We start from the raw sequence: 22,180 nt of genomic DNA, 5'->3' as shown, positions 1-22,180 counted from the left end.
GGCCATCGCCGACTTTGGGCGATGGAGGTCGCTGCTGCGAGGATGAGCGGGTGACTCTGAACGACACCGCCTGGATGTACATCGCGATCGCCGTCGGCCTCCTCGTCGTGCTCGGTGGGCTGCTCGTCGGGCTGCTCCGCGGCCGCGGCGGAGCCGCTGAGACGAAGGCGCCCGAGACGACGACTGCGCCGGACCTGCGTCCGGCACCCGGAGTAGCGGACACCGACACGGTGGCCCCGCCGGCGGAGAGACCGGTGGAGGTCGAGCCCGAGGCGCCCGAGGACGTCCTCGCACCGGACCTCGAGCCGACGCCCACACTGGAGCGTCCCGAGGCTCCCGCCGGCCGGTTGCAGCGCCTGCGCGCCAGGCTGGCCCGTTCCAACACCGCCCTCGGCCGGGGCCTGCTGGCCCTGCTCTCGCGGGGCGGCCTCGACGAGGAGGCCTGGGAGGACGTCGAGGACACCCTGCTGCAGGCCGACCTCGGAGTCGAGGCCACCACCGAGCTCGTGGACCGGCTCCGCACGCGGGTCAAGGTCGAGGGCGTCGGGTCCGAGGACGAGGCCCGGGCCATCCTGCGCTCGGAGCTGTTGACCCTCGTCGACCCGACCATGGACCGTCGCCTGGCGAGCGGCCGGGTGGACCTGCGCCCGGCGGTCATCATGGTCGTCGGCGTCAACGGCACCGGCAAGACGACGACCGTCGGCAAGCTCGCGCGCGTGCTCGTCGCCGAGGACAAGGACGTCGTCCTCGGAGCCGCCGACACGTTCCGGGCCGCAGCCGCGGACCAGCTCGAGACGTGGGGTGCCCGGGTCGGGGTCCCCACGATCCGTTCCGACAAGGACGGGGCCGACCCGGCGTCGGTCGCCTTCGACGCGGTGCGGGCCGCCCGCGAGCTCGAGGCCGACTCCGTCATCATCGACACCGCAGGCCGCCTGCACAACAAGGTCGGCCTCATGGACGAGCTCGGCAAGGTCAAGCGGGTCATCGAGAAGCAGTCCCCGATCGATGAGGTCCTCCTCGTCCTCGACGCGACGACAGGCCAGAACGGCATGCGCCAGGCCGAGGTGTTCGCGGAGGTGGCGGGGATCACCGGCATCGTCCTCACCAAGCTCGACGGCACCGCCAAGGGCGGCATCGTCGTGGCGGTGCAGCGCAAGCTCGGCGTGCCCGTCAAGCTGGTAGGTCTGGGTGAAGGCCCGGACGACCTCGCCCCCTTCGACCCCGAGGCCTTCGTCGACGCGATCCTCGCGTAAGGGACTTGCCTCTGCTCTGCCTCGCTGTGGCGGCTCTAGCCGGGCCGCTGCGCAGGCGGCAGCGAACAGGCCGGTGTCCCACCCGGGAGCCGGCTGCGGTTGGCCGCGACCCAGCGGTAGACCAGTCCGGCGAGCGCGTTGACCCCGGGGGCCAGGATGAGTGCGCCGATCGGCCGTACCGGTGCGCGTGCCGCCTGCAGGGACCGGGCGATGGCGTCCTGGCTCGAGAACACCGACCCGTCTGCGGCGACCCACTGCACGGCCGCGTCGCACTGCTGTTCGGTCAGACTCAGTGCCGCGAGGTCGAGGGTCTGCCACGGCGCGACCGCGTAGTCGCCGCTGTGGCGCCGCAGGCGCGTGCTCAGCCGCGCGAAGCGCGTGCAGATGCCGCAGTCGCCGTCGTAGACGAGAACCGGGCGCGGTGCGAGGCCGTTCGCCGCGCCGAGGAGAGGGTCGGGGGTGGGTGCGGACCGCATACCCCATTGTCGCCCGGCGTTCGACGACCCCCTCGTCTGCTGCGGACGGCCGCGTGGTCCGAAGGCTTCCACGATGTGGGACCAGCCCCTGGATGCAACGAACCCGTCACATCGACGGGGAACGCGTAACACGACGGACACACAGCGGGCAGCGCCCGGCAACATGACCGGCGCAGAGTCCTACCCATGGAAAACGCAATTGACACGGGGACGACCGCCTGGATCCTCATGAGCGCCTCCCTGGTGCTCCTGATGACCCCCGGTCTCGCCCTCTTCTACGGCGGCATGGCCCGCTCCAAGTCCGTCCTCAACATGATGATGATGTCCTACGGCGCCCTCGGCGTCGTCGGCGTCATCTACGTCCTGTGGGGCTGGTCGATGTCGTACAGCAGCGAGAGCATCCTCGGCATCGTCGGCAACCCCCTCACCTACTTCGGCCTCGCGGACACCATCACCGACTCCGCGGGGAACTACATCGTCTCCGACGGCCTGCCCACGATCGTCGACGTCGGCTTCCAGGTCACCTTCGCGATGATCACCGTCGCGCTCATCAGCGGCGCCATCGCCGACCGGGCGCGGTTCGGCACCTGGCTGGTCTTCGCCGGCCTCTGGGCCACCTTCGCGTACTTCCCCATGGCGCACATGGTCTGGGGCGGGGGCCTCCTCAGCGACGAGGGTCCGTTCGGCTCGATCGCCGCGCCGATCGACTTCGCCGGCGGCACGGTCGTGCACATCAATGCCGGTGTGGCGGCCCTTGTCCTGGCGCTCGTCATCGGGGCTCGCAAGGGCTTCGGCAAGATCGGGATGAAGCCGCACAACCTGCCCCTGGTCATGACCGGAGCCGGTCTGCTGTGGTTCGGTTGGTTCGGCTTCAACGCCGGCTCGGCTTACGCCGCCGACGGTGTCGCCGGTCTTGCCTGGGTCAACACGACGACCGCCACCGCGGCCGCCATGCTTGGCTGGCTCCTCGTCGAGCGGTTCCGTGACGGACACGCCACCTCGCTCGGCGCCGCCTCCGGCATCGTTGCCGGGCTGGTCGCCATCACGCCCGCCGCCGGTGGAGTCTCGCCGGTCGGTGCGATCCCGCTGGGCCTGATCGCCGGTGCGCTCTCCGCCCTCGCCGTGGGCCTGAAGTACCGCTTCGGCTACGACGACTCGCTCGACGTCGTCGGCGTCCACCTGGTCTCGGGACTCTGGGGCACCGTGGCCCTGGGCTTCCTCGCCACCGAGACCGGTCTGTTCTACGGCGGCGACTTCTCCCAGCTCGCCGTCCAGATCCTCATCGCGCTCGTCGCACTCGTCTTCTCCGGTGTCGTGACCCTGGTCATCGCCCTCCTGCTCAAGGTGACCATGGGCTGGCGCGTCGACGAGGACGTCGAGGTCGCCGGTATCGACCAGGGCGTCCACGCCGAGTCGGCCTACGACTTCACCGGCGGCGGGCGACTGGCCGCCTCAGGCACCACGCGGGAGTCGGTCCCGGCCCCGTCCACCACCACCAGCGAGGAGGCTCGGGCATGAAGCTCGTCACCGCTGTCATCAAGCCGCACCAGCTCGAAGAGGTCAAGGAGGCCCTGGAGGCCTACGGAATCTCCGGGATGACCGTCAGCGAGGCCTCCGGCTACGGCCGCCAGCGCGGTCACAGCGAGATCTACCGAGGTGCCGAGTACACCGTGGACTTCGTGCCGAAGCTGCGGGTCGAGGTGCTCGTCGAGGACATGGACTCCACCTCCGTGGTCGACGTCATCGTCAAGGCCGCCTCCACCGGCCGGATCGGTGACGGGAAGGTCTGGGTCGTCCCCGTCGAGGAGGTCGCCCGGGTCCGCACCGGGGAGCGCGGTGTCGCTGCCATCTGACGTGACCCGCACGGACCCTCCCGGCCGGGATCTCCCCGGCCGGGAGGGCCCTGCCGGTCTCGAGGCGATCGTCGGTGCCGAGGGTTTCGCCGAGGGCTTCGCCGCTCCCGGAGCAGGCGCTCGACGCAGGGTCGCGATCAGCTCGTACCTCACCGGCTGGCTCGCAGGCCACTGGTCGGAGGCCACTGACGGGGCGGAGCCGAGCGGGGCGGCGCTCGTCGTCCTCGGCAGCATCGGCCGCGGCGACGCCGGGCCCCGCTCCGACGTCGACGTCGTCATCCTGCACGACGGCCGGTCTCGGGCCAGCCGCGACATCGAGTCCCTCGCCGAGCGGATCCTCTACCCGCTCTGGGACAGCGGGATCCGGGTGGACCACAGTGTCCGAACGCTCGCCCAGTGCCGCGAGGTCGCCGGCGGGGACCTCTCCGCGGCCATCGCCCTCCTCGACCTCGCGCACGTCGCCGGGGACCCCGAGATCAGTGCGTCCGTGCGGGCGTCGCTGCACCACGACTGGCGCAAGGCCGCCAGGACCCGGCTTCCCGCACTCGTCGAGGCGCTCCAGGTCCGGCACGCCCGTTTCGACGACCTCGCGCAGAGCCTCGAGCCCGATCTGAAGGAGTCCCGTGGTGGCCTGCGGGACGTCAACGTCGTGCATGCGCTCGTCACCGCCTGGCTCGCCGACCAGCCTCACGGCCGCCTCGACGACGCGACCGACCTGCTCCTCGACGTCCGGGACGCGGTCCACGTGACCACCGGCCGCGGACGTTCCCGACTGACTCGCGACGTCCACGACGACATCGCCGCGCTTCTCGGCATGAGCGACCGGGACCAGCTCCTCACCGAGATCTCCGCTGCGGGCCGGACCATCGCATACGGCCTTGACGCGACCATCCGACGGGCCGGCCAGGCCCAGCGGGCGCGCACCCTTCGCGTGGGGCCACGCCGGCCCCAGCTGGCGCCCCTCGGCTACGGCACCTACGAGAACGACGGCGAGCTGGTCGCCGGACCCCGGGGTCTGGTCCAGCACCCCACGACCCCCCTCCGGTGCGCCGTCACGGCGGCCCGGGCGGGTCTGCCCATCTCGCCGGCGACCCTGGGTTCGCTGTCGCGGATGCCCCACGACCTCGGCGACCCGTGGCCGCGCGAGGCGCGAGAGCTGTGGGCCGACCTGCTCGCGACCGGCGAGGGCCTGCTCACCGTATGGGAGGGCCTGGACCAGGTCGGGCTCGTCGCCTCGTGGGTGCCCGAGTGGGTGGCCGTCCGCAGCCGTCCGCAGCGCAGCCCGATCCACCGGCACACCGTGGACCGGCATCTGCTCGAGACCGTCGTCGAGGCCGGCCGGCTCATGCGCGCCGTCGCCCGACCCGATCTCCTCCTCCTGGCCGCCCTGCTGCACGACATCGGCAAGGTCCCCGGTGCCGAGGACCACTCGGCAGCGGGCGTGCCCATCGCCGAGACCGTACTGCGCAGGATGGGGTACCCGGAGGGGGACCGCCGGCTCGTGACCGCGGCCGTCGCCGAGCACCTCACCCTCATGGACCTCGCGACCCGCCGCGACCCCACCGACCCGGACACGATCGAGGCGGCGTATGCGGCGGTCGCCGGAGACCACGAGCTCGCCGAGATCCTCGTCGCGCTCTCCGAGGCCGACGCGCGAGCCGCCGGGGCGACGTCGTGGACCAGCCAGCGCGAGGCGCTGTTCCGGGCGCTCGTCTCGGGCCTGCGCGCCCGGCTCGGTCGGGCCGTGCCCGCCCAGGTGCGGGACGTGCCGGAGGCGAGCACAGCATACCCCGCCCCTGGGCCGGACCCGGACAAGGTGCGGGCGGGGGAGCCCGTGATCGTCGTCGAGCCCGACGGCAGCGGGTACCGGATCGATGTGGTCGAACCCGACCGGGCCCGACTCTTCGCGGACACCGCGAGCGCGTTGGCGTCGAGCGGGCTGACCGTGCGGGGGGCCGTGATCCGGACCGTGGACGACGTCGCCGTCAACACGTGGAACGTGGACTCACCGAGCGGTCCACCCGACCTGGACCGGGTCCGGCGGGCCCTGCAGCGGCTCGCGGCCGGCTCACCACCGGTGCGGCCCGCGCCCCGCCGCGCGCGTGCCGTGGAGCGACCGGCCCCGGTCGTGCTGACGCATCCCGACCCCGGCCGTGGCGGCGTGGTCCTCGACGTGCGGTGCGCCGACCGGCGGGGCCTGCTCGCGGACCTCGGATACGCGATCGCGCGGGTCGGTTTCGAGATCCGCAGCGCGGATGTCCGCACCTATGCGGGACAGGCCCGTGACCTGCTGCTCGTCCGCCCCGCCGGTTCGGCGGCGACGTCATCGGCGGGGATCGAAGCCCTCCTCGACGCCGTCACCGCAGCGTGCCGTTGACGGCGTGGGTGCCGACCGGAGGCCGGTGCCGGCCGGGACCGACGAGTCGGGGGCCCGCCGGGCCAGCGGTTAGCCTATGGGGGTGTTCACCAGCCTCTCCGACCGCCTGACCGCGACCTTCAAGAACCTGCGGGGCAAGGGCCGACTCTCCGAGTCCGACGTCAACAAGACGATCCGCGACATCCGGATGGCCCTGCTCGATGCGGATGTCGCGCTGCCCGTCGTCAAGGAGTTCACCGGCAAGGTGCGCGAGCGCGCCCTGGGCGAGGAGGTGTCCGCCGCGCTCAACCCGGCCCAGCAGGTCATCAAGATCGTCAACGAGGAGCTCATCGGCATCCTCGGGGGGTCGACCCGCACGATCCGCTTCGCCAAGGCGGGGCCGACGGTCATCATGCTGGCGGGCCTCCAGGGCTCAGGGAAGACCACCCTCGCCGGCAAGCTCGCGTACTGGCTCAAGGGTCAGGGCCACACCCCGATCCTCGTCGCCGCGGACCTTCAGCGCCCGAACGCGGTCACCCAGCTCGAGGTCGTCGGCGAGCGAGCCGGTGTCCCGGTGTTCGCCCCGGAGCGCGGCAACATCGGTGGTCACGACGCCGTCGGTGCCACCGGCGAGGGCACACGCTCCTTCGGCGACCCCGTCGCCGTGTCCCGCGCGGGCGTGCGCGAGGCCGAGCACCGCCAGCACGACGTCGTCATCGTCGACACGGCCGGTCGCCTCGCCGTCGACGCCGACCTCATGCAGCAGGCCGCGGACATCCGGACCGCGATCGATCCCCACGAGGTCCTCTTCGTCATCGACGCGATGATCGGCCAGGCCGCCGTCGAGACGGCCGAGGCATTCCTCGAGGGCGTCGACTTCACCGGAGTCGTCCTCTCCAAGCTCGACGGCGACGCCCGCGGTGGTGCGGCCCTCTCGGTCGCCGGAGTCACCGGGCGGCCGATCATGTTCGCCAGCACCGGCGAGAACGTCAAGGACTTCGAGGTCTTCCACCCCGACCGGATGGCGTCGCGGATCCTCGACATGGGCGACATCCTCACCCTCATCGAACAGGCCGAGCGCGCGTTCGACAAGGCTCAGGCCGACGAGATGTCGCGCAAGTTCCTCGCGGCCGAGGACTTCACCTTCGACGACTTCCTCCAGCAGATGGCCGCGGTCAAGAAGATGGGCTCGCTGAAGTCGATGCTCAAGATGATGCCCGGCATGGGGCAGATGGCCGCCCAGATCGACGCCTTCGACGAGCGCGAGTTCGACCGGGTCGAGGCCATGGTCCGCTCGATGACACCGTTCGAGCGCAACCATCCCAAGCAGATCAACGGTTCCCGGCGGGCGCGGATCGCGAAGGGCTCCGGAGTCACCGTCTCGGAGGTCAACCAGCTCCTCGAGCGGTTCGGCGAGGCCCAGAAGATGATGAAGTCGCTCGCCCGTGGCGGGAGCATCCCGGGCATGCCGGGGATGGCGGGCATGGGCGGTGGCGGCGGGAAGCGCGGCAAGGGCCGTCAGCAGCAGCCGCGCAAGAAGGGCAAGTCGGGCAACCCGGCGAAGCGCGCAGCCGAGGAGCGCGCGGCGCGCGAGCGCAGCGCGGGAGCCGGAGCCGGTGCGTTCGGATCCGGGGCCGCGTTCGGCGGCCAGGACGCGCCCGACCTCTCCTCGCTCGACCCGGGTCAGCTGCCCGCCGGGTTCGAGAAGTTCCTCGGCGGCGGCAAGGGCTGACGGGTCCGGCGCCGATGTCCCTGTTCACCCTGGCGACCGGGTCCGCGGGGCCGCGCGTCGCATACCTCCACGGGCTGTTCGGCCAGGGCCGCAACTGGATGCAGATCGCCAAGGCGGTCAGCGGCACCGACGGCGAGGAGACGCGGGCCCTCCTCGTCGACCTCCCCAACCACGGGCGCTCGCCGTGGACGGAGGAGTTCTCCTTCCACGACTATGCGGACGCCGTCGTCGAGACGCTGGAGGCGGAGGCGCCGGGGGAGCGGTGGACGGTCGTCGGGCACTCGCTCGGCGGCAAGACGGCGATGGTCGCGGCGCTCGATCGCCCGGACCTCATCGAGCGGCTGTGCGTCGTCGATGTGGCGCCGCGGGACTACGGCGGGATGGGGCGGTTCTCGAAGTACGTCGAGGAGATGCAGCGCCTGCCACTCGCCGAGATCGGCTCGCGCTCCGACGCAGAGGAGCTGTTCCAGGAGTCCAACCCCGGGGTCAAGGCCTTCCTGCTGCAGAACCTCCGCCGCGACGGCGACACCTGGCGCTGGCAGACCAACCTCGACCTCGTCGCGCGCGACATCGAAGCTGGCGTAGCAGGTCTGATGGGCGGGTGGTCGGTCGAGCGCGCCGACCCGTTCCCACACCCGGTGCTCTGGCTCGTCGGTGCGGACTCCGACTACGTGACCGAGGTGGACGTCGAGCCGATGCGGGCGCTGTTCCCCCTCGTGCGGCAGGTCACGGTCAAGGGGGCCGGGCACTGGGTGCACACCGAGGCTCCCGACATCGTCATCGGCGCCCTGCGGAGGTTCATCCTCTAGGTTCGGGGTATGCCCGACGTCCTCCATCTCCGCGGACCGATCCTGGCCGGACCAGACGACGTGCGCGCCCAGGCCTGGGTCGCCGACGGTCGGATCACGTATGCGCCGCCCCCGGGCCGACATGACGTCCGGTCCCTCGAGGGTTGGGTCGTGCCGGGACTCGTCGACGCGCACTGCCACGTCGGACTGGACGCCCACGGGGCGGTGGACCGGGAGACGGCCGAGGCGCAGGCACGGCAGGACCGCGACCACGGGACCCTCCTCATCCGCGACGCCGGATCGCCGGCGGACACGCGCTGGATCGACGAGCGCGACGATCTCCCGAAGATCATCAGGGCAGGGCGACACATCGCCCGGACCCGCCGCTACATCCGCAACTACGCCCATGAGGTCGAGCCCGAGCAGCTCGTCTCGCGGGTGCGCGCCGAGGCGCGCGTGGGTGACGGCTGGGTCAAGCTCGTCGGCGACTGGATCGACCGCGACGCCGGTGATCTCATGCCGTGCTGGCCCGTCGACGTGCTGCGCGAGGCGATCCAGGCCGCGCACGAGGAGGGGGCGCGGGTGACCGCGCACTGCTTCGGGCAGGAGTCGCTGTACGACTTCGCCGCCGCCGGCACCGACTGCATCGAGCACGCCACGGGACTCGAACCCGAGACGATCGAGAGCTTCGCCCGGCGCGGGATCACGATCGTGCCCACGTTGGTCAACATCGCGACCTTCCCGCAGATCGCCGCGCCGGCAGAGGAGAGGTACCCCGCATACCACCGCCGAATGATGGACCTGCATGCCCGGCGCCACGAGACGATCGGGCTCGCCCACGAGGCGGGGATACGGATCTATGTGGGCACCGACGCGGGTGGCTCGCTGCGCCACGGCCTCGTGGCCGAGGAGGTGCGCGAGCTCGAGACCGCCGGGCTGTCGCGGGTCGAGGCGCTCGGTGCTGCCACGTGGGCGGCACGGGAGTGGCTGGGTCGCCCTGGTCTCGATGAGGGCGACCCCGCCGACGTCGTCGTGCTACGCGACGACCCCCGAGAGGACCTCGGCGTGCTCGTCGACCCGGTCGCCATCGTGCTGCGGGGGCGGATGGTCGACTGAGGCGGTGCCTGAGGTCGGTGGCCTGCCACGGCTCGCCGCGCCGGTTCGGAGCATCGGAGCGACTCTGGCAGAATGGTCGCTCGTACCCGTGCGGCACGGCCCCTCTCGTCGTCGTCGCGCGCGCCTACCCCAGAGGCTCGGCTCCCCGCGTGTTCCCCACCCGGTCTCGCCGTGCCTCGTATCTATGACAAGGAGACACCACACTCGTGGCCGTCAAGATTCGCCTCAAGCGGATGGGCAAGATCCGCACCCCGTTCTACCGCGTCGTCGTCATGGACAGCCGCACCAAGCGTGACGGCCGGGCCATCGAGGAGATCGGCAAGTACCACCCGACCGAGGAGCCGTCGCTCATCGACATCGACAGCGACCGGGCGCAGTACTGGCTGAGCAACGGCGCGCAGCCGACCGAGCCGGTCCTCGCGCTGCTGAAGATCACCGGTGACTGGCAGAAGTTCAAGGGCGAGCCGGGTGCCGAGGGCACCCTCAAGGTCAAGGAGCCGAAGAAGAGCAAGAAGGAGCTCTACGAGGCAGCCCTTGCCGCCGCCGGCGCGAAGGCCGACGCCGAGGACTCCAGCGGCGCGACCACCGCCCGCAGGAAGTCCGCTCCCAAGAAGACCGAGAAGAAGGCGGAGGAGAAGGTCGAGGCTCCGGCCGAGGAGACCCCCGCAACCGACGAGGTCGCCGCCGTCGCCGACGAGCCGGCCACCGAGCCGACGCCGGCTGACACCGAGTCCGGTGCCGCGTCCGCTGACGGCACGAACACCGACGCTGACTCCGGCGCCGAGGACAAGGCCTGATCCGCATGCTCGAAGAGGCACTCGAGCACCTCGTGACCGGCATCGTCGACCACAAGGACGACGTCGTCGTACGACACAAGGAGCTGCGCCGAGGCGGTGAGCTGCTCGAGGTCCGGGTGCACCCCGACGACCTCGGTCGCGTCATCGGCCGCTCAGGCCGGACGGCCAGCGCCCTGCGCACCGTCATGGGTGCCCTCGCGGGCGGCAAGAACGTCCGGATCGACATCGTCGACACCGACCGGGTCCGCTGACCGACCGCACCTGCGGTTGGCGGCGACCCGGAGCCGGTAACCAGCACGACCGGGTCCGTTGACCGGCTTGTTCGGCTCCGATTCACACGACGGCGGGTATGCGACACGCATGCCCGCCGTCGTCGTCACCGGAAGCCTCGGTGTCCTGACGTCGAGCGGCTTCACCCGGGAAACTCGCGGTTGGGGCAAGAAGGGTTGTCTCCGTAAGCCGCCCTTCTCTCCGGGGGAGAGAAAGGAGTGACCCGACCACCGCATACGCAAGGATGGACGACGTGAGCACTGACCGACTCGTGGCCCGCATCGGCAAGCCGCACGGACTGCGCGGCGAGGTGACCGTGCAGGTGCACACCGACGACCCGGAGGCTCGTTTCACCCCCGCGACGGTGTTCGCCACCGAGGCTGCGACGGGGTCCGGTGTGCCGGGCCGTCTGACGCTGGCCTCGGCGCGTCTGCACCGCGACACCTGGCTGCTCGGGTTCGAGGAGATCCCGGACCGCACCGGCGCCGAGGGACTTCGGGGGACCCGCCTGCTCCTCGCCGACCCGGCCCCCGAGGGCGACAGCGACGACGGCGACGAAGAGGCCTGGTACGAGGACGAGCTCGTCGGGCTGGCCGCGGTCGACCCAGAGGGGGACCGACTGGGCGAGGTGAGCGGGCTGCTGACCGGCACGGCGCAGGACCTGCTCGTCGTCCGCCTCGAGGACGGCCTCGAGGCCATGGTGCCGTTCGTCTCAGCGATCGTGACCGAGGTGGACATCGAGGGGGGTCGTCTCGTCATCGACGCGCCGCCCGGGCTGCTCGACCTCGCTCGGGAGTGACGCGTGCGCATCGACGTCGTCACGATCTTCCCCGACTACCTCGCGCCGCTCGACCTCTCGCTCATCGGGAAGGCACGGCGCGACGCGCTGCTCGACGTGCGCGTGCACGACCTGCGCGACTTCACCCACGACCGGCACCGCACCGTCGACGACACCCCGTTCGGGGGCGGTGCCGGGATGGTCATGAAGCCGCAGCCGTGGAAGGAGGCGCTGGACTCACTCGCCGGCTCCGGGCCGGGCGGTATGCGGCCGAGACTCATCGTGCCCGGCCCCTCCGGTCGGCGACTGGACCAGGCGCTGGCGCGTGAGCTGGCGCAGGAGGAATGGCTCGCTTTCGCATGCGGGCGCTATGAGGGGATCGACGAACGGGTCTACGCCTACGCGGCCGACACGCTCGGCTGGCAGGTCGACGTCGTCTCGCTCGGCGACTACGTGCTCAACGGTGGAGAGGTGGCCGTCCTCGCGATGGTCGAGGCCGTCGGCCGGCTCGTGCCCGGCGTCGTCGGCAACCCCGAGAGCCTCGTCGAGGAGTCGCACGAGGACGGCCTGCTCGAGTATCCCGTGTACACCAAGCCCTCCTCGTGGCACGACGGTTCGGTCGTGCGCGACGTGCCGCCCGTCCTGCTCTCCGGTGACCATGCCGCGATCGCGCGCTGGCGTCACGAGCAGCGCGTCTCGAGGACCGCGCGACGTCGGCCCGACCTCGTGCATGGGTCGGCCGAGATGCGCGGGTTCGGCGAGCTCGGGATCCGCGCGGCCACACCCGCCGACGCGCCCGAGCTCATGGTGCTCACGCGGGCCTGCTGGGTGGAGGAGGTCGCCGCCTCGGCGGGAGAGTGGGAGGGTCCGGTCGAGTCACTCGACCAGCACGTCGCCGCGCTGCGGGACTGGTCGACGTGGGTGGTCCGGTCCGGGGGCCGACTGGTCGGCTCGGTCCGCGCCCGGCGCAAGCCCGACGAGCCGCACCGCTGGTGGATCGGGCGCCTCATGGTCGCTCCCGACCTGCAGGGTCGTGGGCTGGGCCGGGAGCTGCTCGCGTGGGCCGAGGCGCAGGCGCCCGAGGACGTCACCGAGTTCTGGCTCAACACCGGCCGCTCCCGCGACCGCAACCTGCGGATGTACCGGAGGGCCGGATACCGCGTGATCCCCGGCGAGAGCGAGGTGCACCCGACCACCGTCGATCTGCGCAAGCCGGTCAGGCGCTGACGGGACGGGACCGCGCCCGTGATTTCGCGGTATGCGGTGGTTCTGGCACCATGGACCTTTGGACTCGAGATGACCTGGCCCCTGCCACAGGGGGAGCTCATGGGTCACGCCGTGAGCGTGACGAGAGCGCGGCCGGCTCGAGAACGACTCCAATCATCACGAACGACCCGCACCTGACCTGTGGCATGTGCAGAATGCGAAGCAGCCATGCAGCGTTTCGACGAGCTCGACAAGGCGTCGATGCGAGACGACATCCCCGACTTCCGCGCCGGTGACACCGTCAAGGTGCACGTGAAGGTCGTCGAGGGCAACCGCTCCCGCGTCCAGGTGTTCCAGGGCGTCGTCATCCGTCGCCACGGCGGGGGGGTCGGCGAGACCTTCACCGTCCGCAAGATCTCCTTCGGGGTCGGCGTCGAGCGGACCTTCCCACTCCACACCCCGATCGTCGAGAAGATCGAGGTCGTCACCCGCGGTGACGTCCGTCGCGCCAAGCTGTACTACCTGCGCGGCCTGCGCGGGAAGAAGGCGAAGATCAAGGAGAAGCGCGAGACCCCCGCGAACTGACGCCTTCCCGGTCGCGCCCCCGACGATCGACCACGTCCCGGCCGACGACGTGCCGGCGAGAAGCCAGTCACGACACGACGACCCCCACTCGTCACGCAGGACGATCCTGCTGGCGGTGGGGGTCGCCGTCGTCGCCCTCCTGCTCGCGCGGCTGTTCGTCCTCGACACGGTCGTCGTCACGTCGGACTCGATGCGTCCCGGACTCGAGCCCGGCGACCGCCTGCTCGTCCTGAGGACGGCGGCCATCGAGCGTGGCGACGTCGTCGTCCTCGACGGGTCTCGGTTGCTCGCTCCCGGCGGTGACTCAGCCGGCGAAACCGGTGGTGCACTGTCGCGACTCTTCGGAACCGACGGGAGCAGCGCATACGTCAAGCGGGTCGTCGGTGTCCCCGGGGACCGGGTGGCCTGCTGCGACGGAGAGGGCAGGATCACCGTCGACGGCAGGCCGCTCGACGAGCCGTACGTGACCGGGCCGACGGACCAGGTGACTTTCGACGTCACGGTGCCGGAGGACCGTTACTGGGTGCTCGGTGACAACCGGGGCGACAGTGCCGACTCTCGCTCGGCGCTCGGCCGTCCCGGTGGGGGGATGCTGCGGGCCGACGAGGCGGTGGGGGAGGTCGTCTGGCGGTACTGGCCGAGGCAGAGGTGGGGCGACCCGACCGCTGTGACCGTGACGTCGCCGCCACTGCACGCGTCCGGCCGGTCAGGTGCGCGGGTTGTCAGCCGGATGGGGGATACTGCCGTACGTTCTCCCGCGACCGATCCACGGACCGTGAGCACGATCGCAGTCTCCACCGAACCTACCCCCCACACCGAACCTACCCCCCACACCGGACCTACCCTGCACACCGGACCGAAGGAGCCCCCGCCGTGACGGACACCCCGCCGAGGGCGCTCCCGAGGGACTCGGGCACCGGAGGCGGGCACGTGGCTCAGCGCCCGGCGCCACCCCGGCCCCGCGGGTTCCTGCGCTCGGTGCTCGGCGCGGTGCGCGAGACCGTGATCATCGTCGTGATGGCGATGGTCCTCTCCCTCGTCGTCAAGACCTGGGTGGCCCAGGCGTTCTTCATCCCGTCGGGATCTATGGAGGACACGCTGCAGGTGGGAGACCGGGTCATCGTCAGCAAGCTCCACAAGCAGCTCGACGGTATCCACCGCGGCGATGTCGTCGTCTTCCGCGACCCTGGGGGCTGGCTTCCCAAGATCAGCCGACCCGAGGGCACCGACCCGGTCGGTGTCGTCGAGCAGGCCCTGACCTTCGTCGGCCTCCTTCCTGACCCGGCCGACGAGCACCTCATCAAGCGGGTCATCGGCGTGGGCGGCGACCGCGTCGTGTGCTGCGACGCCGAGCAGCGCCTCACCGTCAACGGCTCTCCGATCGAGGAGCCGTATGTCTATCCGGGGGACGACCCATCGAGCCTCAGCTTCGACATCACCGTGCCGCCGGACTCGGTGTGGGTCATGGGCGACCACCGCTCCGACTCCCAGGACTCGCGCTACCACCCTCTCGACGGTGACGGGAGCGAGGGCTCGGTGCCCCTGGACAACGTCGTCGGACGCGGCATCGTCACGGTCTGGCCGATCGGCCGGATCGGCACGCTGCCGGCATACCCTGAGGTCTTCGCCGCCGTCCCCGCACCGTGAGCCGCCCTTCCATGCCACCTCGCCGCCGTGCCGTCGTCACCTCTCGCAAGCCGTCCCTGCGCACGGAGCGGCTGCTCCAGCGTGAGGGGTATCCGGTGCTGGCAGGTATGGACGAGGTCGGCCGCGGCGCCCTTGCCGGACCGGTGACGGTGGGAGTCGTCGTCATCGACGAGGGCTGCCGGAGCGCGCCCACCGGGGTCAAGGACAGCAAACTGCTCACCCCGTCGGCCCGGGAGCGGATGGTGCCTCGGATCGAGCGGTGGTGCATTGCGTGGGGCGTCGGGCACGCGAGTCCCCACGAGATCGACAGCGTCGGGATCATGGGCGGCCTGCGCCTGGCCGGCCGACGCGCCCTCGCCCAGCTCGGAACGGTCCCCGACCTCGTGATCCTCGACGGCAACCACGACTGGCTGACCTCCCCCGATGAGGTCGGCCTGCTCGCCTTCGCCGAGGGCAACGAGGGCGCGTCCACCCCGCCGGTGCGCACGATGATCAAGGCGGACATGCGCTGCTCCTCGGTCGCTGCGGCCTCGGTGCTCGCCAAGGTCGCCAGGGACCGCTTGGTCGTCGACCGGGCGGCGGACCACCCCGACTACGGCTGGCTGGACAACAAGGGGTATGCGGCGCCTGAGCACCTCGAGGCGCTGCGGCGACTCGGACCCACGGAGTACCACCGCCGGTCGTGGAACATCCCCGGATGTCGGGATGAGCTCGGCGACGGGTCTGCGGACGTCGTCGAGGACGGAATCGGCCAGGGTGCGTGATAGGACAGTGCCATGAGCTCGGAGGACCTCGAGAAGTACGAGACCGAGATGGAGCTCGCGCTCTATCGCGAGTACCGCGATGTCGTCGGCCTGTTCAGCCATGTCGTGGAGACGGAGCGGCGGTTCTATCTGTGCAACTCGGTGGACGTGAAGGTCTGCGGTGAGGGGTCCGAGGTCTACTTCGACGTGACGATGCACGACGCGTGGGTGTGGGACATCTACCGTCCGGCCCGTTTCGCGAAGCAGGTCAGAGTGGTGACGTTCAAGGACGTCAATGTCGAGGAGCTCGCCCAGCCCGACCTCGAGGTGCCCAAGCCGGGCTTCTGATCTCCCCATCGCGCCTTGGACTCGGGCGCGTCGTCCACAACGGGTTCGAGCGGCCTGGTGCGGTCCGGGTGGGCGACCGAGGCTTGAGCCATGAAGTCGTCGGGGCAGGACTCGTCAGGGCACGGCACAGGTCTCGTGGACGACCGCAGGTCGTTGGGAGATGTGGGTGAGGCACTGGCGGCTCGCTACCTCACCGAGCGGGGCGCGCGGGTCCTCGCGCGCAACTGGAGATGCCTCGAGGGCGAGCTCGACCTCGTCGTCGTCGAGCCGGACGGTGTCGTCGTCGCGGTCGAGGTCAAGACGCGCCGCGGCGTCGGGTTCGGGGACCCGGTCGAGGCGGTGACGTCCGTGAAGCAGCAGCGACTGCGCAGGCTCCTGGCTCAGTGGCTCCGGCAGAACCCCGCGGTGGCCGCGTCCGGCCTACGCATCGACGTCGTCGGTGTGCTCATCCGCCGCGGACAGCCGATCCAGGTGCGGCACATCACGGGGGTGGGGGCATGAAGCTCGGGTCGACCCTGTCCGTCGGCATCACCGGTCTGGTCGGGACGGTCGTCAACGTCGAGGCACACGTAGCCCCAGGCCTGCCGGCGTTCACGATCAGTGGCCTGCCCGACGCGGCGTGCGCGCAGTCGCCGAGCCGGGTCCGAGCGGCCGCCATCGTGGCCGGACACCCCCTGCCGAGCGACCGAATCACCGTCAACCTCTCACCGTCCGCACTTCCTAAGCGGGGCAGCGGCTTCGACCTGCCGATCGCCTGCGCCGTGCTGGCGGCGCAGAACGTCATCCCTGCCGCGACCACCGCGGCGACGGTGCACCTCGGTGAGCTCGGTCTGGACGGCACCATCCGCCCCGTGCCCGGCGTTCTCCCGGCTGTGGCGGCGGCGGCCGCAGCCGGAGCGGAGCGCGTCGTGGTTCCACCCGGCAACGCCGCGGAGGCCGGGCTCGTCCAGAACATCGCCGTCCATTCGTTCGCGACGCTCGCCGACCTCGTCGAGACCTACCGCTGCACTCCGGTCGATCGGCTCCCGCTCGACGGCTCCGGAGGGGAGGCGAGCGTGTGCAGTCGCGGCCACGGCGACCTCGCCGATGTCGTCGGACAGGACATGGCGAGACTAGCCCTGGAGATCGCCGCGGCCGGCGGGCACCATCTGATGTTGAGCGGGCCGCCCGGCGCGGGCAAGACGATGCTCGCCGAGCGTCTGGTCACGATCCTGCCGACGCTCGGTCGGGACGAGGCGCTCGGTGTCATGTCGGTGCGTTCCGTGCTCGGCGAGATCGGGCCGGAGACCGCTCTCGACATCACGCCGCCCTTCGTGGCTCCTCACCACAGCGCCTCGATGGCCGCGATCGTCGGTGGAGGCGGTGGGGCGAACCTGCGCCCGGGCGCGGTGTCGCGGGCCGATCGGGGGGTCCTGTTCTTGGACGAGGCCCCCGAGTTCCGCAAGGACGTCCTCCAGTCGCTCCGGCAGCCGCTCGAGTCCGGACGGGTCGTGGTCGCGCGGGCCCGGGAGAGCGTGACCTTCCCCGCCCGCTTCCAGCTCGTCCTCGCGGCCAACCCGTGCCCGTGCGGAATGGCGTTCGGCAAGGGACTGCAGTGCCGGTGCCAGCCGCGCGAGGTCCGGACCTACCTGGGCCGCATCGGGGGCCCACTGGCGGATCGCATCGACCTGCAGATCCAGGTGGCCCCCGTCAGTCTCGCAACGCTGACCGGCACCGTCGGGGAGAGCTCGGCTGTGGTCAAGGAGCGCGTCGCCCACGCGCGCGAGCTACAGCGGGCGAGATGGTCCGCGCACGGCTACACCCTCAACGCGTGGGTCCCCGGTCGGTTGTTGCGGCGTGGGCCGCTCGCCCTTCCAGCCGAACGCCTGACCGACCTGCATCGGGCGATCGACCGTGGCTGGCTCACCCTGCGCGGTTTCGACCGATGCCTGCGACTGGCCTGGACCTTGGCGGATCTCCGTGGCGAGAGCTCGCCCCGGCGGGAGGACATCGGCGTGGCGTTGGGCTTGCGTGGCCGCGGACCGGTGGCGGCATGATCCGGATCGGCGCCCTCGACGAGCGCACCGCCCGCGTCGCTCTCAGTCGGCTGGGCGAGCCCGGACTGGAGTCTCTGCGCGACGCGGTTGCGCGGTTCGGAGCGGCCGAGACGCTGGAGCGGCTCCGGGGCGGCACCCTGACCCTCACCGGCGTGACGCCCTCGCGGTTCGATGCCCGCACCGTCGAGGAGGACGTTCGAAAGGCGGAGCGGCTCGGCGCCAGGGTCGTCATCCCCGCCGACGCCGAGTGGCCACGTCAGCTCTCGGACCTCCCGGTGCCGCCGCTGTGTCTCTGGGTTCGCGGGCCCATCGACGTCGGCGAGGCCACCGAGCGGAGCATCGCGCTCGTCGGAGCGCGGAGCGCGACCTCGTACGGCAGCCAGGTGGCGGCCGACCTGGCGGCGGGACTGTGCGAGCGCGGCTTCGCCATCATCTCCGGTGGCGCCTTCGGCATCGACGCAGCGGCGCACCGTGGAGCGCTCGCCGTCGACGGCGCCACGGTGGCCGTGATGGCGGGAGGAATCGACCGGCTCTACCCGGCCAGTCACAGCACCCTCCTCGGTGAGATCACCAGGACCGGAGCGATCGTCACCGAGCAACCGCCGGGCACCGCCCCGATCGGCAGCCGGTTCCTCGGCCGCAACCGTCTGATCGCGGCGCTCGGCTGCGGGACCGTGGTCGTTGAGGCATCCTTACGCTCCGGGTCGCTCAACACGGCCGGACACGCGCAGACGATCAACCGTCCCGTCGCGGTGGTTCCGGGGCCGGTCACCTCGATGCAGAGCGCCGGGTGCCACTTCTTCGTGCGGGAACGAGGCGCCGAGCTGGTCACGGATGCAGCCGAGGTCGCCGAGCTCGTCGGCCGGATGGGGTTCGACCTCGCCCCGGTCAAACGAGGCGAGCGTCGCGCGCTGGACGACTTGGAGCCTGACGAGCGTGTCATCTTCGAGCTGCTGCCGCTGCGGAAGTATGCCGACGTGGCCGCCCTCGCGGCCGCATCCGGTCTGGACCCGATGACGGTGCGCGCCGCCCTGGGGATCCTTTCTGCGCGCGGTGACGCGGTCAGTGATGGACTGGACGGCTGGCGGAAGGCCCCGGCCGACACGCGACGGGGTCGTTGATCGGCGCCCACGCATTTGCGACCGTGGGCTGGTGAGCGCTGGTACGTCGTCGGTCGAGCGGCTCCGTCACGACTTCGTGGCACATCTGCGAGAGGAGAGAGGACGCTCACCGCACACCGTGCGCGCCTACCTCGCCGACCTCGACCACCTCTCGGCCCACCTGGCCGAGCAGGACACCGAACTGCTCGACCTCTCGTTGTCCGACCTACGTGGATGGCTCGGGGCCCAGTCTTCCGCCGGTGTCGCCCGCAGCACGTTGGCCCGCCGGGCCGCCTCGGTGCGCTCCTTCTGCCGATGGGCCGCTCGCACCGGGAGGATGCCGGCGGATCCGAGCCTGCGGCTCGTCGCACCGAAGCGGCACTCTGTCCTCCCGGACGTTCTCACGTCCGGGGACGCCGAGCGCCTCCTCGACGTCGCGGCGGTGGCGAGCGACGACGAGGACCCGGTCCACATCCGCGACCGCGCGGCGCTCGAGCTGCTCTATGCGACCGGCATCCGGGTCGGCGAGCTCACGGGCCTCGATCTCGACGACGTCGACGACGATCGTCGCGTCGTGCGGGTCGTCGGCAAGGGCGACAAGGAGCGCACCGTCCCGTTCGGGGTGCCGGCACAGCAGGCCCTCGACCAGTGGCGCCGGCTCGGGCGTCCCGCCCTGGCGACGGAGCACAGCGGGCCCGCGCTCTTCCTGGGGCGCCGCGGACGACGCATCGACCAGCGCCAGGTCCGCACCGCCGTCCACGAGCTCCTGCGACACGTGGCCGATGCGCCGGACCTGGGTCCACACGGCCTTCGGCACAGCGCGGCCACACACCTGCTCGAGGGAGGGGCCGACCTGCGCGTTGTCCAGGAGCTCCTCGGACACGCATCTCTCGCGACGACGCAGATCTACACCCACGTCTCGATCGATCGACTGCGCGACTCGTACCGCCAGGCGCACCCGCGCGCCTGAACCCCCTCAGTCCAGGAGCGGCAGCAGGACGATCCTGACGTGGCCCAGGAGGAGCCTCGGATCGAGGTAGTCCTCGCCGACGCGAGCGCCGAGGTGCAGACACGGGCCCTCGGCGCAGTGTCCGCCCTCGCCGACGACACCGATGACGGCTCCTGACGACACCACGGAGCCCGTCGCCACCCGGTCCTCGAGCGGCTCGTAGGTGCTCTCGAGCCCACCGGCGTGCCGCACGGTAACCGTCCCGCGCCCAGCCACCATCCCGCTGTGCGTCACCGTGCCGGCGTCGACCGCGTGGACGGACTGTCCGTCCGTCGCCTTCAGGTCCAGACCTCGATGGCCCCGGCCGTACCGAGACTCCGGCGGGTCGAACGCCCGCTGGACGGCAGGTCGTGGCTCCATCGGCCACGACCAGAGGGCGTCGACGTCGTGATCCGTCCGAACGGGTCCGCCCGTGACCGGGCCCGCCAGTGCCTGGACCAGGGCGTGGGAGCCCGGCCCCGACAGCAGCACTCCTGTGGTCACCACCAACCACAGAACCGACCCGGACAGTACGCGCAGAAGCGTGGACGAGCGGGGGACCGACGAGGGAGACGAACGCACGATCCGACTGTGCGCCGACACGTCCCGGACTCGCCACGCCCATGGGCTCGGGTGTGGAGGACTCGCCCGGACCCGCGTCGCATGTGGAGGACGGGCAGCTGGCGCGGTGGGCATCCCGGGGGTGCGGTGGTGGGTCGGTGGTATGTCAGGGGCGCGGTATGTCGCGCGGTGGGCATGCCGGGGGTGCGGTGGTGGGTCGGTGGTATGTCAGGGGCGCGGTATGTCGCGCGGTGGGCATGCCGGGGGTGCGGTGGTGGGTCGGTGGTATGTCAGGGGCGCGGTATGTCGCGCGGCTCAGAGTCGTCGCAGCCTCTCTACGGCCTCGACCAGGATGGCGTCGTCCTTGCAGAACGCGAACCGTACAAGCGGTCGCCCCGCAGCCTTGTCGTCGTGGAACGCCGACACGGGCACACATGCCACTCCGGCCCGCTCCGGAATGGTACGCGCGAACTCCAGCCCGTCCGCCCCACCGAGCGGGCTCGCATCGGCGACGACGAAGTACGTCCCCTCCGGCACCGCAACCTGCAACCCGGCGTCGCGGAGCCCGCCCACGAGCAGGTCCCGCTTGGCGGCCATCGAGGAGGTGAGCGCCGCATACACCTCGTCACCGAGGCCCAGCCCGAGCGCGACCGCCGGCTGGAACGGACCCGACCCGACGTACGTGAGGAACTGCTTGACCGCCCGCACGGCCGTCACGGCCTCGGCCGGGCCGCTGATCCAGCCGACCTTCCACCCCGTCGTGCTGAACGTCTTGCCCGCCGAGGAGATGGTCAACGTGCGTTCCCACATGCCCGGCAGGGTGGCCATGGGAATGTGCTCGGCGTCGTCGAACACGAGGTGCTCGTAGACCTCGTCGGTGAGCACCCATGCGTCGTGCTCGCGGGCCAGCCCGGCGATGAGCTCCATCTCGGCGCGCGTGAAGACCCGGCCGGTCGGGTTGTGCGGCGTGTTGAGGAGAACGAGCCGGGTCCGGGGCGAGAACGCCGCGCGCAGCGACGCCTCGTCGACGCCGAAGTCCGGGAAGCGGAGCACGGAGGTGCGCCGCACCCCTCCCGCCAACGCGATGGTGGCGGCATAGGAGTCGTAGTACGGCTCGAAGGTGACGACCTCGTCGCCCGGCTGCACGAGCGCGAGCACCGCGGCGGCGATCGCCTCGGTCGCGCCGACGGTGACGAGCACCTCGGCGCGTGGGTCGAGATCGATGCCGTAGAAGCGTCGCTGGTGGGCCGCGATGGCGTCGAGGAGCTCGGGCACCCCCGGACCCGGCGGGTACTGGTTGCGCCCGTCGGCGATCGCCTGCCGGGCCGCCTCGAGAATGGGCGCCGGACCGTCGGTGTCCGGGAAGCCCTGCCCGAGGTTGATCGCATCGTGCTCGAGCGCGAGAGCGGTCATCTCGGCGAAGATCGTCGTTCCGAAGGGGGCCAGCGCTGGGTGTCCTGGTGATCGGCTCACGCGTCCACGGTATGCGGCGGTCGCCCCGAGCGGTGGGGCGCCGGTCGGTGCAGCCTGGCCGGGCGCCGCTCCGA

At 71.4% G+C, this 22,180-nt stretch carries 23 protein-coding genes; 20 read left to right on the top strand and 3 right to left on the bottom strand.

From position 1 onward, the window contains the following. The first annotated feature begins 74 nt into the window (after window positions 1-74). On the top strand, window positions 75-1,253 hold the full coding sequence (gene ftsY, locus GA707_RS00505; protein ID WP_152177000.1) for a signal recognition particle-docking protein FtsY: 1,179 nt from the start codon (window positions 75-77) through the stop codon (window positions 1,251-1,253). A 35-nt stretch (window positions 1,254-1,288) separates the two neighbouring features. On the opposite strand, the gene GA707_RS00500 is transcribed toward ftsY, so the two are convergent. Further along, the gene (locus GA707_RS00500) at window positions 1,289-1,729 is read right to left on the bottom strand and encodes a thiol-disulfide oxidoreductase DCC family protein (RefSeq protein WP_152176477.1); all 441 of its coding nucleotides are present in this window, start codon (window positions 1,727-1,729) and stop codon (window positions 1,289-1,291) included. Window positions 1,730-1,915: 186 nt separating this feature from the next. Between GA707_RS00500 and GA707_RS00495 the strand changes: the two genes are divergently transcribed. From GA707_RS00495 to GA707_RS00405, 19 genes are all read left to right on the top strand, one after another. Beyond that, entirely contained in the window at window positions 1,916-3,247 is a 1,332-nt protein-coding gene (locus tag GA707_RS00495) for an ammonium transporter (RefSeq protein WP_152176476.1), read from the top strand. Continuing rightward, window positions 3,244-3,582, top strand: a complete 339-nt coding sequence (locus GA707_RS00490) for a P-II family nitrogen regulator (RefSeq protein WP_152176475.1) — start codon at window positions 3,244-3,246, stop codon at window positions 3,580-3,582. The genes GA707_RS00495 and GA707_RS00490 overlap by 4 nt, the downstream gene beginning before the upstream one ends. A gap of 1 nt (window position 3,583) precedes the next feature. Further along, a complete protein-coding gene (locus tag GA707_RS00485) occupies window positions 3,584-5,959 on the top strand; it encodes a [protein-PII] uridylyltransferase (protein ID WP_152176474.1) in 2,376 nt (791 codons plus the stop codon). A gap of 82 nt (window positions 5,960-6,041) precedes the next feature. Next, window positions 6,042-7,670: a signal recognition particle protein gene (gene ffh / locus GA707_RS00480; RefSeq protein ID WP_152176473.1), complete on the top strand. Its 1,629-nt coding sequence runs from the start codon at window positions 6,042-6,044 to the stop codon at window positions 7,668-7,670. A gap of 14 nt (window positions 7,671-7,684) precedes the next feature. Continuing rightward, window positions 7,685-8,479 (top strand): alpha/beta fold hydrolase, encoded by a 795-nt coding sequence (locus GA707_RS00475; protein ID WP_152176472.1) that lies wholly within the window; start codon window positions 7,685-7,687, stop codon window positions 8,477-8,479. 9 nt (window positions 8,480-8,488) lie between these two features. Continuing rightward, window positions 8,489-9,574, top strand: coding sequence for an amidohydrolase family protein (locus GA707_RS00470; protein ID WP_152176471.1), 1,086 nt, complete (start codon window positions 8,489-8,491; stop codon window positions 9,572-9,574). Window positions 9,575-9,780: 206 nt separating this feature from the next. Beyond that, window positions 9,781-10,371 carry a 30S ribosomal protein S16 gene (rpsP, locus tag GA707_RS00465; RefSeq protein ID WP_152176470.1) on the top strand — a complete coding sequence of 197 codons (591 nt, stop codon included), beginning with the start codon at window positions 9,781-9,783 and terminating at the stop codon, window positions 10,369-10,371. A gap of 5 nt (window positions 10,372-10,376) precedes the next feature. Next, on the top strand, window positions 10,377-10,622 hold the full coding sequence (locus tag GA707_RS00460) for an RNA-binding protein (RefSeq protein WP_152176469.1): 246 nt from the start codon (window positions 10,377-10,379) through the stop codon (window positions 10,620-10,622). 263 nt (window positions 10,623-10,885) lie between these two features. Continuing rightward, on the top strand, window positions 10,886-11,440 hold the full coding sequence (gene rimM / locus GA707_RS00455; RefSeq protein WP_152176468.1) for a ribosome maturation factor RimM: 555 nt from the start codon (window positions 10,886-10,888) through the stop codon (window positions 11,438-11,440). 3 nt (window positions 11,441-11,443) lie between these two features. After that, window positions 11,444-12,646 carry a tRNA (guanosine(37)-N1)-methyltransferase TrmD gene (gene trmD / locus GA707_RS00450; RefSeq protein WP_152176467.1) on the top strand — a complete coding sequence of 401 codons (1,203 nt, stop codon included), beginning with the start codon at window positions 11,444-11,446 and terminating at the stop codon, window positions 12,644-12,646. A gap of 207 nt (window positions 12,647-12,853) precedes the next feature. Beyond that, window positions 12,854-13,210 (top strand): 50S ribosomal protein L19, encoded by a 357-nt coding sequence (rplS, locus tag GA707_RS00445; RefSeq protein WP_152176466.1) that lies wholly within the window; start codon window positions 12,854-12,856, stop codon window positions 13,208-13,210. Next, window positions 13,119-14,087 (top strand): signal peptidase I, encoded by a 969-nt coding sequence (lepB, locus tag GA707_RS00440; protein ID WP_152176465.1) that lies wholly within the window; start codon window positions 13,119-13,121, stop codon window positions 14,085-14,087. The genes rplS and lepB (GA707_RS00440) overlap by 92 nt, the downstream gene beginning before the upstream one ends. Continuing rightward, on the top strand, window positions 14,084-14,857 hold the full coding sequence (lepB, locus tag GA707_RS00435) for a signal peptidase I (protein ID WP_226963427.1): 774 nt from the start codon (window positions 14,084-14,086) through the stop codon (window positions 14,855-14,857). Before lepB (GA707_RS00440) ends, lepB (GA707_RS00435) begins: the two co-directional genes overlap by 4 nt. Before the next feature lie 11 nt (window positions 14,858-14,868). Beyond that, window positions 14,869-15,621 carry a ribonuclease HII gene (locus tag GA707_RS00430; RefSeq protein WP_152176464.1) on the top strand — a complete coding sequence of 251 codons (753 nt, stop codon included), beginning with the start codon at window positions 14,869-14,871 and terminating at the stop codon, window positions 15,619-15,621. A gap of 12 nt (window positions 15,622-15,633) precedes the next feature. After that, complete coding sequence (locus GA707_RS00425) at window positions 15,634-15,948, top strand: DUF2469 domain-containing protein (RefSeq protein ID WP_152176463.1); 315 nt, start codon at window positions 15,634-15,636, stop codon at window positions 15,946-15,948. Between the two features lie 90 nt (window positions 15,949-16,038). Beyond that, the gene (locus GA707_RS00420) at window positions 16,039-16,449 is read left to right on the top strand and encodes a YraN family protein (RefSeq protein WP_152176462.1); all 411 of its coding nucleotides are present in this window, start codon (window positions 16,039-16,041) and stop codon (window positions 16,447-16,449) included. Next, window positions 16,446-17,984, top strand: a complete 1,539-nt coding sequence (locus GA707_RS00415; RefSeq protein ID WP_152176461.1) for a YifB family Mg chelatase-like AAA ATPase — start codon at window positions 16,446-16,448, stop codon at window positions 17,982-17,984. The genes GA707_RS00420 and GA707_RS00415 overlap by 4 nt, the downstream gene beginning before the upstream one ends. Further along, a complete protein-coding gene (gene dprA, locus GA707_RS00410; protein WP_152176460.1) occupies window positions 17,981-19,105 on the top strand; it encodes a DNA-processing protein DprA in 1,125 nt (374 codons plus the stop codon). The genes GA707_RS00415 and dprA overlap by 4 nt, the downstream gene beginning before the upstream one ends. A 28-nt stretch (window positions 19,106-19,133) precedes the next feature. After that, complete coding sequence (locus GA707_RS00405) at window positions 19,134-20,054, top strand: tyrosine recombinase XerC (RefSeq protein WP_370459984.1); 921 nt, start codon at window positions 19,134-19,136, stop codon at window positions 20,052-20,054. Between the two features lie 6 nt (window positions 20,055-20,060). Here the strand turns inward: GA707_RS00405 and GA707_RS00400 are convergent, their stop codons facing one another. Together GA707_RS00400 and GA707_RS00395 are read right to left on the bottom strand one after the other, a co-directional pair. Continuing rightward, window positions 20,061-20,654, bottom strand: coding sequence for a M23 family metallopeptidase (locus tag GA707_RS00400; protein WP_226963425.1), 594 nt, complete (start codon window positions 20,652-20,654; stop codon window positions 20,061-20,063). Between the two features lie 294 nt (window positions 20,655-20,948). After that, a complete protein-coding gene (locus GA707_RS00395; RefSeq protein ID WP_226963424.1) occupies window positions 20,949-22,106 on the bottom strand; it encodes a pyridoxal phosphate-dependent aminotransferase in 1,158 nt (385 codons plus the stop codon). Between the last annotated feature and the right edge of the window lie 74 nt (window positions 22,107-22,180).

This window comes from Nostocoides sp. F2B08 (assembly GCF_009184895.1).
GTDB lineage: Bacteria > Actinomycetota > Actinomycetes > Actinomycetales > Dermatophilaceae > F2B08.
This window is presented reverse-complemented; position numbering and strand designations above follow the sequence as displayed.

What these genes read in the sequence shown, in the direction of transcription:
- ftsY (WP_152177000.1), top strand. Translation starts at nt 75, where the DNA reads ATGTACATCGCGATCGCCGTCGGCCTCCTCGTCGTGCTCGGTGGGCTG.
- GA707_RS00500 (WP_152176477.1), bottom strand. Translation starts at nt 1,729, where the DNA reads ATGCGGTCCGCACCCACCCCCGACCCTCTCCTCGGCGCGGCGAACGGC.
- GA707_RS00495 (WP_152176476.1), top strand. Translation starts at nt 1,916, where the DNA reads ATGGAAAACGCAATTGACACGGGGACGACCGCCTGGATCCTCATGAGC.
- GA707_RS00490 (WP_152176475.1), top strand. Translation starts at nt 3,244, where the DNA reads ATGAAGCTCGTCACCGCTGTCATCAAGCCGCACCAGCTCGAAGAGGTC.
- GA707_RS00475 (WP_152176472.1), top strand. Translation starts at nt 7,685, where the DNA reads ATGTCCCTGTTCACCCTGGCGACCGGGTCCGCGGGGCCGCGCGTCGCA.
- GA707_RS00470 (WP_152176471.1), top strand. Translation starts at nt 8,489, where the DNA reads ATGCCCGACGTCCTCCATCTCCGCGGACCGATCCTGGCCGGACCAGAC.
- GA707_RS00460 (WP_152176469.1), top strand. Translation starts at nt 10,377, where the DNA reads ATGCTCGAAGAGGCACTCGAGCACCTCGTGACCGGCATCGTCGACCAC.
- rimM (WP_152176468.1), top strand. Translation starts at nt 10,886, where the DNA reads ATGGACGACGTGAGCACTGACCGACTCGTGGCCCGCATCGGCAAGCCG.
- rplS (WP_152176466.1), top strand. Translation starts at nt 12,854, where the DNA reads ATGCAGCGTTTCGACGAGCTCGACAAGGCGTCGATGCGAGACGACATC.
- GA707_RS00430 (WP_152176464.1), top strand. Translation starts at nt 14,869, where the DNA reads ATGCCACCTCGCCGCCGTGCCGTCGTCACCTCTCGCAAGCCGTCCCTG.
- GA707_RS00425 (WP_152176463.1), top strand. Translation starts at nt 15,634, where the DNA reads ATGAGCTCGGAGGACCTCGAGAAGTACGAGACCGAGATGGAGCTCGCG.
- GA707_RS00420 (WP_152176462.1), top strand. Translation starts at nt 16,039, where the DNA reads ATGAAGTCGTCGGGGCAGGACTCGTCAGGGCACGGCACAGGTCTCGTG.
- GA707_RS00415 (WP_152176461.1), top strand. Translation starts at nt 16,446, where the DNA reads ATGAAGCTCGGGTCGACCCTGTCCGTCGGCATCACCGGTCTGGTCGGG.
- dprA (WP_152176460.1), top strand. Translation starts at nt 17,981, where the DNA reads ATGATCCGGATCGGCGCCCTCGACGAGCGCACCGCCCGCGTCGCTCTC.